Origin of the sequence: Arthrobacter sp. MP_M4 (genome assembly GCF_035984855.1) — a bacterium.
Taxonomy (GTDB): domain Bacteria; phylum Actinomycetota; class Actinomycetes; order Actinomycetales; family Micrococcaceae; genus Arthrobacter.
Window position 1 is genome coordinate 24,253 of record NZ_JAXCHX010000010.1, and the last position, 13,766, is coordinate 38,018.

Annotated in this window: 14 protein-coding genes; all 14 read left to right on the plus strand. The window is 65.0% G+C overall.

The window, feature by feature from the left end; all coding sequences use genetic code 11:
• Positions 1-124: 124 nt before the first annotated feature.
• The 14 genes from rho to RCH15_RS09575 all read left to right on the plus strand — a co-directional run bounded on the left by rho (position 125) and on the right by RCH15_RS09575 (position 13,692).
• Entirely contained in the window at positions 125-2,419 is a 2,295-nt protein-coding gene (gene rho, locus RCH15_RS09510) for a transcription termination factor Rho (protein WP_326960374.1), read from the plus strand.
• A gap of 90 nt (positions 2,420-2,509) precedes the next feature.
• On the plus strand, positions 2,510-3,583 hold the full coding sequence (gene prfA / locus RCH15_RS09515) for a peptide chain release factor 1 (RefSeq protein ID WP_326960376.1): 1,074 nt from the start codon (positions 2,510-2,512) through the stop codon (positions 3,581-3,583).
• 17 nt (positions 3,584-3,600) lie between these two features.
• Positions 3,601-4,473: a peptide chain release factor N(5)-glutamine methyltransferase gene (gene prmC, locus RCH15_RS09520; protein WP_326960378.1), complete on the plus strand. Its 873-nt coding sequence runs from the start codon at positions 3,601-3,603 to the stop codon at positions 4,471-4,473.
• Between the two features lie 35 nt (positions 4,474-4,508).
• On the plus strand, positions 4,509-5,276 hold the full coding sequence (locus RCH15_RS09525) for an L-threonylcarbamoyladenylate synthase (protein WP_326960380.1): 768 nt from the start codon (positions 4,509-4,511) through the stop codon (positions 5,274-5,276).
• Position 5,277: 1 nt separating this feature from the next.
• On the plus strand, positions 5,278-6,186 hold the full coding sequence (locus tag RCH15_RS09530) for a glycosyltransferase (RefSeq protein ID WP_326960382.1): 909 nt from the start codon (positions 5,278-5,280) through the stop codon (positions 6,184-6,186).
• A 6-nt stretch (positions 6,187-6,192) separates the two neighbouring features.
• A complete protein-coding gene (locus RCH15_RS09535) occupies positions 6,193-7,146 on the plus strand; it encodes a glycosyltransferase (RefSeq protein ID WP_326960383.1) in 954 nt (317 codons plus the stop codon).
• Positions 7,147-7,244: 98 nt separating this feature from the next.
• Positions 7,245-9,119 (plus strand): polysaccharide biosynthesis protein, encoded by a 1,875-nt coding sequence (locus RCH15_RS09540; RefSeq protein WP_326960384.1) that lies wholly within the window; start codon positions 7,245-7,247, stop codon positions 9,117-9,119.
• Positions 9,116-10,141, plus strand: coding sequence for an MraY family glycosyltransferase (locus RCH15_RS09545; protein WP_326960385.1), 1,026 nt, complete (start codon positions 9,116-9,118; stop codon positions 10,139-10,141). Before RCH15_RS09540 ends, RCH15_RS09545 begins: the two co-directional genes overlap by 4 nt.
• 122 nt (positions 10,142-10,263) lie before the next feature.
• A complete protein-coding gene (locus RCH15_RS09550; RefSeq protein ID WP_326960386.1) occupies positions 10,264-10,749 on the plus strand; it encodes a hypothetical protein in 486 nt (161 codons plus the stop codon).
• 16 nt (positions 10,750-10,765) lie between these two features.
• Positions 10,766-11,071, plus strand: a complete 306-nt coding sequence (locus RCH15_RS09555) for a hypothetical protein (RefSeq protein WP_326960387.1) — start codon at positions 10,766-10,768, stop codon at positions 11,069-11,071.
• A 91-nt stretch (positions 11,072-11,162) separates the two neighbouring features.
• Positions 11,163-11,963 (plus strand): F0F1 ATP synthase subunit A, encoded by an 801-nt coding sequence (gene atpB, locus RCH15_RS09560; protein WP_326960388.1) that lies wholly within the window; start codon positions 11,163-11,165, stop codon positions 11,961-11,963.
• An 80-nt stretch (positions 11,964-12,043) separates the two neighbouring features.
• Positions 12,044-12,262: an ATP synthase F0 subunit C gene (atpE, locus tag RCH15_RS09565; protein WP_003804776.1), complete on the plus strand. Its 219-nt coding sequence runs from the start codon at positions 12,044-12,046 to the stop codon at positions 12,260-12,262.
• A 54-nt stretch (positions 12,263-12,316) separates the two neighbouring features.
• Positions 12,317-12,868: a F0F1 ATP synthase subunit B gene (locus RCH15_RS09570; RefSeq protein WP_326960389.1), complete on the plus strand. Its 552-nt coding sequence runs from the start codon at positions 12,317-12,319 to the stop codon at positions 12,866-12,868.
• A complete protein-coding gene (locus RCH15_RS09575) occupies positions 12,868-13,692 on the plus strand; it encodes a F0F1 ATP synthase subunit delta (protein WP_326960390.1) in 825 nt (274 codons plus the stop codon). Before RCH15_RS09570 ends, RCH15_RS09575 begins: the two co-directional genes overlap by 1 nt.
• The last annotated feature ends 74 nt before the right edge of the window (positions 13,693-13,766 follow it).

Genomic DNA, 13,766 nt, shown 5'->3' on the forward strand with positions numbered 1-13,766 from the left:
GGCCGTGCTGGCCAATATCCATCCGGCAAGGCCGAAATCCCGGTTGCAAATCTGAACTGCAACCCAGATCAAATCATCGCGTCCAGCTCCTAGCCTGGGCGCCGTCGAGGGGGAAGGATCCTTCGTGACCGAAACCACTGAGCTGTCTTCAGCTGTGGAAACATCATCTTCTGCTGCCGGATCGTCTACGGCAGCACCCGCCAAGAGCAGCGGCCTCGCTGGCCTCAAGCTCGCCCAGCTCCAGGCTCTTGCCAGCCAGCTGGGGATTTCCGGCGGTTCCCGGATGCGGAAGGGCGATCTTGTCTCTGCCATCTCCGCCCACCGTGCCGGTACTCCCGTGAGCAAGGCTCCGGCCCGCGGCGCTGAGAAGGCTACCGACAACGGCACCGTCTCCCAGTCCGCGGCTCCGGCCGCTGCGCCTGCTGCCGCTCCTGAGTCCGAAGCCCCGGCCCAGGAAAACCCGCGTGCCCGTGGACGCGGCCGCAGCCGCCGCGCCGGCAGCGACGGCGTCATCACGCCCCCCGCTTCCGAGTCCCCGGCAGCAGCCGAGGCTCCGGCGGCTCCCGCCGAGTCCGGTACATCCCACTCCGGCGCTGCCGAAGCAGGTTCGGCCGCCCCGGCGGAGAACGGCGAACGCACCCGCCAGCCCCGCACCCGCAACCGCCGCCGCGGCGAAGCCGCAGAGCAGTCCGCAGGCCAGGGTACGGCGCAGTCCGCAGGCCAGGGCACGGCGCAGTCCGCAGGCCAGGCCGCACCGGCTGTCGAGGCCCCGGCCGAACAGCGCCAGTCCGAACAGCGCCAGTCCGACCAGCGCACCGAACAGCGCCAGTCCGACCAGCGCACCGACCAGCGCCAGCCCGACCAGCGCACCGACCAGCGCCAGCCCGACCAGCGCACCGAACAGCGCCAGCCCGACCAGCGCCAGCCTGAACAGGGCAGCGACGACGGCCAGCGCCGCGAGAACACCCGCACCCGGGCCGGCCGCGACGAGAACGCCGGAGCCCGCGAGAACAACGCCGGCGCCCGCGACAACAGCCGCGACAACGATGACACCGACGGCGGGAGCCGCCGGAACCGACGGAACCGGCGCGACCGCAACGACCGCAATGACCGTCCCGACCGCTCCGGTGGCCAGGACAGCCGCGACAACAACCCGCGCAACGACCGCTTCCGCGACCGCAACGACCGCCGTCGCGGACGGGTCCAGGGACCGGACGTCGACGACGTCGAGGTCACCGAGGACGACGTCCTGCTGCCCGTCGCCGGCATCCTTGACGTGCTGGAAAACTACGCGTTCATCCGCACCTCCGGCTACCTGCCGGGTCCGAACGACGTGTACGTGTCCCTCGCCCAGGTCAAGAAGTACAACCTGCGCAAGGGCGACGCCGTCGTCGGCGCCATCCGCGCCCCCCGGGAAGGTGAGTCCCAGCAGGCTAACCAGCAGCAGCAGACCGCGCGGCAGAAGTTCAACGCCCTGGTCCGTGTCACCTCGGTCAACGGCAAGACCCCCGAGGAACTCAAGGACCGCGTTGAATTCGCAAAGCTCGTCCCGCTGTACCCCTCGGAGCGTCTGCGCCTCGAGACCGATCCCAAGAAGATCGGCCCCCGCGTCATCGACCTCGTCGCCCCGATCGGCAAGGGCCAGCGCGGCCTGATCGTGTCACCGCCCAAGGCCGGCAAGACGCTCATCCTGCAGTCCATCGCCAACGCCATCACCACCAACAATCCTGAGGTCCACCTCATGATGGTGCTTGTTGACGAACGCCCCGAAGAAGTCACGGACATGCAGCGCACCGTCAAGGGCGAGGTCATTGCCTCCACCTTCGACCGGCCCGCCGATGACCACACCACCGTGGCCGAACTCTCCATCGAGCGCGCCAAGCGCCTCGTGGAAATGGGCATGGACGTTGTGGTCCTGCTGGACTCGATGACCCGTCTGGGCCGTGCCTACAACCTGGCAGCACCGGCCTCCGGCCGTATCCTGTCCGGTGGCGTCGACTCCGCGGCGCTCTACCCGCCGAAGCGCTTCTTCGGTGCAGCCCGCAACATCGAAAACGGCGGCTCGCTCACCATCCTGGCGACCGCACTCGTGGAGACCGGTTCGAAGATGGACGAGGTCATCTTCGAAGAGTTCAAGGGCACCGGCAACATGGAACTGCGTCTGTCCCGCCAGCTCGCGGACAAGCGGATCTTCCCTGCCGTGGACGTCAACGCGTCCGGAACGCGCCGCGAGGAGAACCTGCTCTCGCCGGAGGAAGTCAAGATCATGTGGAAGTTGCGCCGCGTCCTTTCCGGACTCGAAACGCAGCAGAGCCTTGAGCTGCTGACCAACAAGATCCGGGAGACCCAGAGCAACGTCGAGTTCCTCATGCAGGTGCAGAAGACGACGCTTGGCGCGAAGTCCGATAACGACAAATAGCTGAGTTAGGGGCGGGGCCGTCGCATATTCTGCCGGCCCCGCCCTTTCGTGCGTCATTAGACTTGAGAAAAGTCGAAAGAGGTTTTGAAAATGTTTGAGTCCGTACAGGGCCTGTTGGATGAGCATGATGCCATCCAGGCGCAGCTTGGGGATCCTGCTGTTTATGCTGACCAGAAGATTGCCCGGAAGCTGGGCCGGCGTTCTGCGCAGTTGAACGGCATTGTCGAGGCGTACCATGCCTGGCACGGCATTGAGGACGACCTGGCGGCAGCCAAGGAAATGGCGGATGAGGACCCCGAGTTTGCTGCTGAGGTTCCCGTGCTGGAGGCTGCCCTGGAGAAGGCCGCGGCCAGGCTCCGCCGGCTGCTGATTCCGCGCGACCCCGACGACGCCCGCAACGTGATCCTCGAGGTCAAGGGCGGCGAAGGTGGCGACGAGGCTGCCTTGTTCGCGGCAGACCTGCTGCGGATGTACACCCGGTATGCGGAATCCCGCGGCTGGAAGACTGAGATGATTTCTGCCAACGAATCGGACCTCGGCGGCTACAAGGATGTCCAAGTGGCCATCAAGGGCAACTCGAACGATCCGGCCGAGGGCGTCTACGCCCGGCTCAAGTTCGAAGGCGGCGTGCACCGGGTCCAGCGGGTGCCCGTGACGGAATCCCAGGGCCGGATCCACACCTCCGCCGCCGGCGTGCTGGTGCTGCCGGAAGTGGACGAGCCCGAAGAGCTCGAGATCAACCAGAACGATCTCAAGATCGACGTCTACCGTTCCTCCGGCCCCGGCGGCCAGTCCGTGAACACCACCGACTCCGCCGTTCGGATCACCCACCTTCCCACCGGGATCGTGGTGGCCATGCAGAACGAAAAGTCCCAGCTGCAGAACCGGGAAGCCGGCATGCGCGTCCTCCGGGCCCGGATCCTGGCACACCAGCAGGAACAGATCGACGCCGAAAACTCTGCCCAGCGCAAGTCGCAGATCCGCACCATGGACCGCTCCGAGCGCATCCGCACGTACAACTACCCGGAAAACCGGATCGCCGACCACCGCACCGGCTACAAGGCCTACAACCTTGACCAGGTCATGAACGGCGACCTGGAGCCGGTCATCCAGTCCGCCATCGAGATGGACGAACAGGCCCGCCTCGACGCCATCGGCGACTAGCCCGGGCCCGCGCCGTGATGACTGAAGGAACCGGGACCAGCCTTGCTGACGCCGTCCGCGAGGCCACGGAGGTCCTGGCCGAAGCGGGGGTTCCCAGCCCGCGGGCCGACGCCGAACTCCTGGCCGAGCACCTGCTCGGCGTCGGGCTGGGCCGGCTGCGCGCCCTGATGCCGGGGGACACGCCTGCGCCCGGGGGCTACCGGGAACTCATTGCCGAACGGGCCAGGCGCATCCCGCTGCAGCACATCACCGGCGTCGCCTATTTCCGTTACCTGGAACTGGCGGTCGGACCGGGAGTATTCATTCCCCGCCCCGAAACGGAATCCGTGGTGCAGCTGGTGATTGACAAACTGCAGGGCCGCGCGCATCCGAAGGTGGTGGATCTCGGCACCGGGTCCGGGGCCATTGCCGGTTCCCTCGCCCACGAGATTCCCGGCGCGGAGGTCCACGCTGTCGAATACAGTGAGTTCGCGCATGCCTGGGCGGCTAAGAACCTGCTGCCCCTTGGCGTGCACCTCATCCTCGGTGATCTGCGCGATGCCCTGCCGGAACATAACGCAACGTTCGACGTGGTCGTTTCCAACCCGCCGTACATCCCCGCCGCAGCGGTCCCCAACGAACCCGAAGTGGCACTGCATGATCCTCCCGTGGCCCTGTACGGCGGGGGAGCGGACGGGATGGAGCTTCCGACGGCGGCGGCGGCGTCCGCGGCGCGGCTGCTGGTTCCCGGCGGCTACTTCGTGATGGAGCATGCCGAAGTCCAGTCGGCCTGGATCGCCACCATGCTTGAGAGCACCGGTTTTTGGACCGGTGTTAGCACCCACCGCGACCTCAACGGCAGGGATCGGGCCACCAGCGCCGTCCTCGCCGACCCGGCTGCCTCACGGTAACCGGGCAACGCACTCCGGAATGAAAGAATGGGCCAGTGACGACTAGCTACGATTGCACGGCAGCTGAGCAACGCGCTGCAGGACTCGAACATGCCCAGCGGGCCATCCGGGAGCACAAGTGTGTGGTCCTGCCGACCGACACCGTGTACGGGATCGCCGCTGACGCCTTCTCCCCCCTCGCGGTGACCTTGCTGCTGGCGTCGAAGGGCCGGAGCCGCAAGATGCCGCCACCAGTGCTCATTCCCAGGCTCAATGCCCTCGACGGACTCGCCACGGATGTTCCAGCCGAAGCCCGTCGCCTCGCCGAGGCCTTCTGGCCCGGCGGCCTCACGCTGATCCTGCACGCCCAGCCCTCCCTGGACTGGGACCTCGGCGAGACCAAGGGCACCGTGGCACTGCGGCTCCCGGCCGACGACGTCGCCCAGGACCTGCTGACACTGACTGGCCCGCTCGCCGTCTCCTCGGCGAACCGCACCGGCCAGGCGGCTGCCCAGACCGCCGCCGAGGCCGAAGCCCAGCTCGCCGAATCCGTGGAGGTCTACCTTGAGGGCGGGCTCCGTCCGGCGGAGGGCGCCGACGCGCTGCCTTCCACCATCGTCGATGCTACTGCCATGCCCTTGCGGGTGGTCCGCCAGGGCGCCATCAGCCTGGACCGGCTCCGTGAGGTGGTGCCGGATGTGCTCGGCGTGGACGGGGAACCGGCCAGCGCCGAAGCCCCGGCAAGCACCGCCGGCGACGACGGGGAACCCGCCGCCGTCGAGGTTCCGGCAAGCACCGCCGGCGACGACACCCCGAGGAACTGACATGCAGCCCAAAGTCGCCGTCGCCGCAGTCACCTTCGACCGCCCCGAGGAACTCACCCTGCTCCTGAAGGGACTGGCCGAGCAGACCGCCCCTATCCACTCGGTCGCGTTGGTGGACTCCGGCACTGTCCCTGCGACCGCGGTCGTCGACGCCGCCGGGGACAACATCAACTACCTGCGCTCCGAGGCGAACCTCGGCGGCGCCGGGGGATTCGCGTACGCGATCCTCGCCGCCATGGCCAGCGGCGCGGAATGGATCTGGATGATGGACGATGACGGCCACCCCGAGGACGCCAACTGCCTCGCGGAGCTGCTGAAGACCGCTGCGGAGCACCAGCTCGATATCGTGAGCCCGCTCGTCGCCGCCACGGCGGACCCCAGCCGGCTCTCTTTCAATTTCCGCATCAACGGGCTGTTGACCAACGACCGCTCACGACTTGCCCCGATGGGCTACCTGCCGGACATGGTGCACTTCTTCAACGGCGCCCTGATCCGCACGGAGGTGTTCTACAAGATCGGCATCCCCGACGTGAAGTTCTTCATCCGCGGTGACGAAGTGGACTTCCTGTCGCGGGTCAAGAAGGCCGGACTCAAATACGGCACCCTGGCCACCGTTGCGGTCCGGCATCCGGCCACATGGACCGAGATGAAACCGGTTTTTGGCGGCTTCATCACTCCGGTCATTCCGGAGGGCGAGTTCAAGCGGTATTGCTACTTCCGCAACCGCGGCTACCTGACCCGGAAGTACCGGAACGTGCGCTGGTTCGGCGCGGACATTGTCGGCTTCCCGTACTACTTCCTGAAGACCGGCGACCTCAAGGGCCTTGCGCACTGGTTCAAGGCGTACACCACCGGGTTCCGCGGCAAGGGCTTCGGCTCGCCCGGCCAGCTCATGTCAGCCAGGAGCTAGGCCGGCGTGAATAACCTTTACGCCGTCGTGGTCACCTACAACCGTGCCGATTTCCTGCAGAACCTGCTTGAATCCTTCGGCCGGTTGGCCACACCGCCGCAGCGGATCGTGGTGGTGGACAACGCCAGCAGCGACCACACCGCGCAAGTTGTTTCCCGGGCACTGGAGGCCGGGGAACTGCCGATCCAGTACGAACGGCTCGCCACGAATGTGGGCGGCTCCGGCGGCTTCTGCCGCGGGGTTGAGCTGGCCCTCGAGGCCGGCGCCGAGTGGTTGTGGCTCATGGACGACGACGTGGAGGTGCTCCCGAAGGCGCTCGACGCGCTGGAGAAATTCACCCACAGTTACTCCTGCATCATCGGCCGACGCTACGACGCCGCCGGCAAACCGTTCTTCTGGCAGCACCATTTTGTTGAGGCGCTCGGTGTCTTTCTGCCCGTAGCGGGGGACGTCTTCCGCAAATCTGCGGTCTTCCCCACCAACGTGGGCAATTTCGAAGGCATGTTGATCAAGGCCTCGCTGGCCCGTGACATCGGACTGCCGGACCCCCGGTTTTTCATCACCTGGGACGACCTCATTTACGGCTGGCTGGCTGCACAGCAAACTCCGGTGGTCTACGTCGATGCCTTCGTCATCAAAAAGGTCCGGGCCCAGCGCCAGGTGGACCTCGGTGTGCGCCACCTCAACGATTCTTCCGACCTGAGCCGCCGCTACGTGATGCGGAACCGGGGCCACGTGGCGCAGTACCTCCGCCTCTACGGCAAGTTCAACCGGGTCGGCTTTGGAGCCGGCACCGCCCTGACCTACCTCAAGGAAATTGCGCGGTTGGTACTGGTTGAACACAGCATCAAGGGTGCTGGCGCGCTATGGCAAGGATGGCGGGAATCACGCGAAATCCTCGCCGACCGCGGCTGGGAACCCATGCCGAAGGTGCCGGAGTCGGAGCCCCATAGCGATTAGTATCGAGGAAGACCCGGGTACTGTCCGGCAGTGTACGCCGGGAATTTTTGAAACAGGCGGATGGCCGCCGTGGTAGTGGAAGTCGGTTGCAATCTCTGTTGACTACGAAATTTGAAGCGCGCGAACCAGCCGCGGCACCGGATGAGAAAAAGCCTCCGCTCTGGATTTGGATCCAGCTTTTCCTCGACTCGATGTCGTGGGTGGTGGCGATCGTCCTGGCCCTGCTGCTGCGCTACGAAATGGGCATCAGGGAAGAGCAGCTCGTCAGTGCCATGATCATCATGGCCGTCGCCATCGTGGTGCAGGCTGTGGCCGGTTACGGCCTGGCTCTCTACCGGGGCAGGTATCCCTTTGGCAGCTTCCAGGAAGCCAAGGCCCTCGTCATCGTCACCGTAATTGTGGCCGCCTCCATCACCCTGAGCCTCCTGGTGCTCTATGAGGCCATCGGCATCGGCCGCAGCGTCGGGCTCATCGCCTTCCCGTTCGCCTGTCTCTTCATGGGCGCGGCCCGCTACGCCAAGCGGCTCTACGTCGAGGGCAAGAACCGTCCCGGCGACAGTGCCCAAAACACCCTGATCTATGGTGCAGGCTTCCTCGGCAACTCCCTGCTGACCCGGATGCTGCAGGACACCGATTCGCCGTATTTCCCGGTCGGGCTGATCGATGACGACCCTGCAAAGAAGCACCTGCGGCTCTCCGGGGTCCAGGTCCTGGGCCGGAGTGATGACCTTCCGGCCATCATCCGGCGCACCCGCGCCACGGTCCTGGTACTGGCCTTCGCCAACGTCGAGGCCTCCGTGGTCCGGCGGATTTCCGACGCGGTCGCCGGGCTCAACGTCCGCGTGCTGGTCCTTCCCCCGTTGCGGGACATGCTCGGCGGCGGCGCGCCCCAGGGATTCTCCGATTTCCGCGACGTGGCGGTCGAAGACCTGATCGGGCGCCGCCCGGTAGATATCAAAGTTGATGAAATTGCGGGCTACATCAAGGGCAAGCGTGTCCTGGTGACGGGCGCCGGCGGTTCCATCGGTTCCGAGCTGTGCCGCCAGATTGTCCAGTTCTCCCCGGCGGAACTGATCATGCTCGACCACGACGAAACCGGGCTGCAACACACCCAGATTTCCATCACCGGCCGCGGACTGCTTGCCGGCCGCGACACGGTCCTGGCCAGCATCCGCGACGCGGCCGCCCTCCAGGAGATTTTCGAGGACCGCCGCCCCGAGGTGGTGTTCCACGCCGCAGCCCTTAAACACGCACCGCTGCTGCAGCAGTATCCGCTCGAAGCGTGGAAGACGAACGTCCTGGGCACCTTGAACGTCCTGCGCGCCGCAGAACGCACGGGCGTGTCACACTTCGTGAACATCTCCACGGACAAGGCAGCCAACCCGACGACGGCGCTTGGCCACTCCAAACGCGTCGCTGAAAAGCTCGCCGCCTGGATGGCGGGCCACACCGGCCACAGGTTCGTCTCCGTCCGGTTCGGCAACGTGATGGGCAGCCGGGGGTCCATGCTGCCGCTCTTCACAGAGCAGATCCGGGTGGGCGGACCCGTGACAGTCACGGACCCGGAGGTAACCCGGTTCTTCATGACCATTCCGGAGGCCTGCCAGCTGGTCATCCAGGCCGGTGCGATCGGACGCGGCGGCGAGGTAATGATCCTGGATATGGGGGAACCCGTGAAGATTCTGGACGTCGCGCAGCGCATGATCGCGATGTCCGGAAAGAAAGTCGACATCGTGTACACCGGGCTACGCCCCGGCGAGAAGCTCCATGAGGAGCTGGTGGGGATCGGCGAGCTCGACGAGCGGCCCCTGCACCCGAAGATTTCCCACACGCGGGCGCACGAACAGGATCCCGCCGCGCTTGACCTCGCCGTCTGGCTGGCCCGCTGCGAGGCGGAACAGGGCATCGACATCGCCTCCATCCCCGATGACGAAGCGGATGAACCGGGCGAGAGCATCCGGGCCGCGTCATGATGCCACTCGTCGTCACAGCCGGCGTGACCCTGCTCGCGAGCGTCCTGCTTCCTTTCGCCGTCAAGCCGTGGCTGGTCAGGATGGGCGTCGTCGACGTTCCGTCGGCCAGGTCCTCCCACGCCCGGACCACCATCCGGGGCATGGGAGTGGCCGTGGCCGTCGCCACCGCGATCGGATACGGTGCTGCGGTCCTTTTCGGAGCGGTGTCAGTGGACCGGTCCGTTTTCGGCGTGGTCCTGGCCATCATCGCGGCCAGCGCGGCCGTCGGATGGATAGAAGACCTGCGGGGCCTCTCCATTCGCGGGCGTGCCGCCGCGCAGCTGGGGATCGGCGTCGCCGGCTCCGCAGCCCTCGTGGCCCTCACCGGGCAGTCGTTCTGGTGGCTGCCGCTGGCCGCGCTGGCCGTTGCGGCATACATCAACATTGCCAACTTCATGGACGGCATCAACGGCATTTCCAGTCTTCATGGCATCCTCGCCGGCTCCGCCTACGCAGTCGCCGGAGCCCTGGCTGACCAGCCGTGGCTTACCGCGGGCGGCGCCATCCTGGCCGCGGCCTTCCTGGGTTTCCTGCCGTGGAATCTGTCCCGGGGCTCCGTTTTTCTGGGCGATGTGGGCAGCTACCTGCTCGGCGCCTCGGTCGCTGCCCTCGCCGTGGCAGGATTCCTGAGCGGCGTCTACGTGGAATACGTGCTCTCGCCCATCCTGGTCTACGTTGCCGACACCGGCTACACCCTTCTCCGCCGGATCAACGCTGGCGAACGGTGGTACGCATCCCACCGTGAGCACGTCTACCAGCGGCTGACCGACGTCGGCTTCTCGCACCTTCAGTCCGCCGGCACCGTGGCAGGGTGCACCGCAGCAGTGATCGTCCTCGGCTTCATCGCCGCGACAGCCTCACTGCCCGAGGTGGTGCTGTGTGTGGCCGGGAGCCTCGCCGTGCTGGCACTCTATCTCGCCTCTCCGGACCTGATCAGACGTTTCCGACGCCGGCGGAAGGTCACCAGGGTGCCCGTTTCCTAAGAGCCGCGGCGCCGCCGACCGCCCCGACCGGGCACCCGTCGTGTTCTATCTCGTGTAGAATTCAGGGGCGGGTTGACGCCGCGACTTCTGACCAGCACCCGCCCCGCGACGATTGGGATCCCATGACCTCCAACGCCGATCCCGGACCCCTGTCCGGTAACGGGCCCGTCGTTGTCTCCGGTCCCACCCGGTCACTGTGGCTGCGCTTACTGGGGATCTGCTCGGCCGTCAGCGGCGGCGGATTGCTGTTGGGGGCCCTCGCAGCCACCCTCCTGACCGGTTCCGCGGCTGCACTTTCCTGGATTTTCGGCGGGGGACTGGTGGTCGCATTCTTCGCCATCAGCCTTGCGATCGGCCACTACGCGGGACGTAACAACCCCTCCGGTGCCGTGGGCCTGTTCGTCGCCACCTACTTCATCAAGGTGGTCGGTTTCGCCGTGGTCCTGTTCGCCATCGGGACCCCCGACTGGCTGGACCGGAGCTGGTTCCTGGCCGGCGCCGTCGTAACCGTGGTCCTCTGGCAAACCGCCGAAATCTACGGTTTCAGCACCGCCCGGCTGCAGATCTACAACGACCCCGAGACGCCGGAGGGCGGCACCCATGATTAGCCGCAAAGACCGACACATGAACAAGCGTGCCACCTCGAATAAATCTGCCGGAGCACCCGGCGTTTCGGACAATGGACGCGACGGCGGATACAACGCCGGAATCGCCGTCTTCAGCTACATCGTTGGCGGAATCCTTGTCTGGAGTTTGATAGGCTGGGGTCTGGATAATCTGTGGGGAACCCGCTGGATTGTGCTCGCAGGCGGTCTGCTTGGAGCTGCGGGAGGGTTCTATCTTTCTCATATGCACGGCCTCACCAGCCTCCGAAACCCGGCTGGTGAAGACGGCGCTGCAGGTGGCCCGTCCAAGGACGCGGAACAGTAATGCCAAATAATTTCACAGGGGGAATAGCTGTCAGCAATGATGCCGCTCCCCGCCCAACGCCCAATGATGGACACTGCAGAGAGGAAACGCGTTGATCGCGCTTGCGCTCCCGGCCCAAGATTCAGGGGAGTTTACTCCTCCAGGAATTGAACAACTGCACCTGCCGGCTATTCTGCCCTGGGGTGCGGCCGATGGATTCTCCAAGCAGATGCTGCTGGTAATCTTTTCGGTCGTCATTATCGCCACATTCTTTCTGCTAGCTGCCCGTAAGGGCCAGCTCGTCCCGGGCAAACTGCAGTTCGCCGGCGAGGCCGCCTACGGCTTCGTCCGCAACGGCATCGCCAAGGACATCATCGGCGGCAAAGACTTCATGAAGTACGTCCCGCTGCTGTTCAGCCTTTTCTTCTTCATTCTGGTGAACAACATCTACGGCGCGATCCCGGTGATCCAGCTCCCGAGCTTCTCCCACGTCGGCGGCGCCTACGTGCTCGCAGCGATCGTCTACATCACGTGGATCGCGATCGGTGTCAAGAAGAACGGCCTGAAGTACTTCAAGCTGGCCACCGTGCCCAGCGGCGTTCCGATCTACATCCTTCCGATCGTCATTCCGATCGAGATCATCTCCAACTTCCTGGTCCGGCCCGTCACACACAGCCTCCGACTGTTCGCCACCATGCTGGCCGGTCACCTGATCGTGATGATTGCCGGTTCCGGCATCGAGTTCCTGATCATGCAGGAGAACGTCCTGCTCAAGGGCGCCTCTGTGTTGGTCCTGGCCGGCTCGATCGCGATGTACATGCTGGAGGCGCTGATTATGGCACTGCAGGCATACGTGTTCACGTTGCTGACCGCGATTTACATCGAAGGCGCACTGCACGCCGACAGCCACTAAGGCACCCACAAACTTCCCCTCCGGGGGATGAAGCAACCCAAACAACCTGCCACACGGGTGGCATCTTGAAAGGAAGAAAAATGGAAGGCTCCATCAACGGCTCCCTCAACCTCATCGGATACGGCCTCTCGGCCATCGGCGGTGGTATCGGTGTGGGTCTCGTGTTCGCTGCTTACATCAACGGCGTCGCACGTCAGCCGGAAGCCCAGCGCGTTCTCCAGCCGATCGCATTCCTTGGCCTTGCACTGACTGAAGCCCTCGCCATCCTCGGCCTGGTCTTCGCGTTCGTTCTCAAGTAAACCTTCAGAACCCGAGCGAACATCCAGAACCGAGTAGAAAAGGACGGGTGAAATATGAAGCAGCTGATCATCTCAGCCGCCACCGAGGGTGAGACCAACCCCCTCGTTCCCAACATCTGGGAAATGTTTGTCGTCCTCGTAGGCTTTGCTGTCCTCATGTTCATCGTGGTCAAGTACGTTGTCCCGATGTTCGAGAAGACCTTTGCAGAGCGTGCCGAGGCCATTGAAGGCGGCATCGCCAAGGCTGAAAAGGCCCAGGCAGAGGCTTCCGCTGCACTCGAAGAGTACAGGCAGCAACTCACTGATGCCCGTGCCGAGGCCAACCGCATCCGCGAGGAAGCACGTGCCGAAGGCGCTCAGATCCTTGCGGACCTGAAGGAGAAGGCAGCTGCAGAGTCTGCCCGCATCACGGCACAGGCTCACGCAGCCATCCAGTCCGAGCGCCAGGCGGCCGTTGTGTCGCTTCGCTCGGAGGTCGGCACGCTTGCCACCACCCTGGCAGGCCGCATCGTAGGCGAGTCCCTCGAGGACGATGCGCGCTCGGCCCGTGTGGTTGACCGCTTCCTGGCAGATCTGGAGAACCAGAACGCAGGTGCAGCGAAGTAATGGCAGGTGTATCGAGCGAATCGCTCACTGCGGCGTTGGTGGCATTGGAAGCCAAGCTTCCTTCCGCCTCGCTGCCGTTGGCTAAGGAACTCTTCGGAATCCTGGGAACGGTGGACAGTTCGGCCGGTTTGCGCCGGGCGTTGACTGACCCGTCCCGCAGCGGTGACGAAAAGTCGGCGCTTATCAAGCAGCTCTTCGGCGGGAAAGTCTCCGCGGACGCTGTGGAAATCGCGAGCGGATTGGCCGGCTCGCGCTGGGCATCCGCCCGGGATATCGGCGATGCACTCGAGACTCTTGCCGCTTCGGTGGTAATTGCCGTTGCTGAGAACAAGTCTGCCGTCTCTGCCTCAGGCAGCACCGGGCTGGAAACGCTGGAGAACGATTTGTTCTCCTTCAACCAGGCCGTCGATGCCAACCACGAGGTTCAGCGTGCCGTGGCCGAACCGCAGGCAAGCCCGGCTGCGAAAGTAGCCCTCGCCGAAAAGCTGGTACCCGGTGCAAGCGAGGAAGCGAAGGTCCTTGTCGGACAAGCAGTTTCGCAGCCCCGCGGCCTGAAGGTCACCAAGCTGGTTCGTCGTTTCGCGGAGCTTGCAGCCAAGCGCCAGCAGCGCTGGATTGCAACGGTCCATGTCACCCGTCCGTTGACGGAGACCCAGACCAGCCGTCTGCAGACGGGCCTTAATGCCCTCTACGGACGCGAGCTCAAGATCAACATGAACGTTGACCCGGCACTAATCGGTGGGATCCGGATCCAGGTTGGCGACGAAGTGGTAGACGCTTCGGTCCTCGCCCGCCTGGGCCAGCTTCACCGCCAGCTTGCTTAACCAGCCGGCCAGCACAACTAAACGAAACCCCGGTCATCGTGAGCAACGATGATCACGAAAACAGGAGAGCAGGG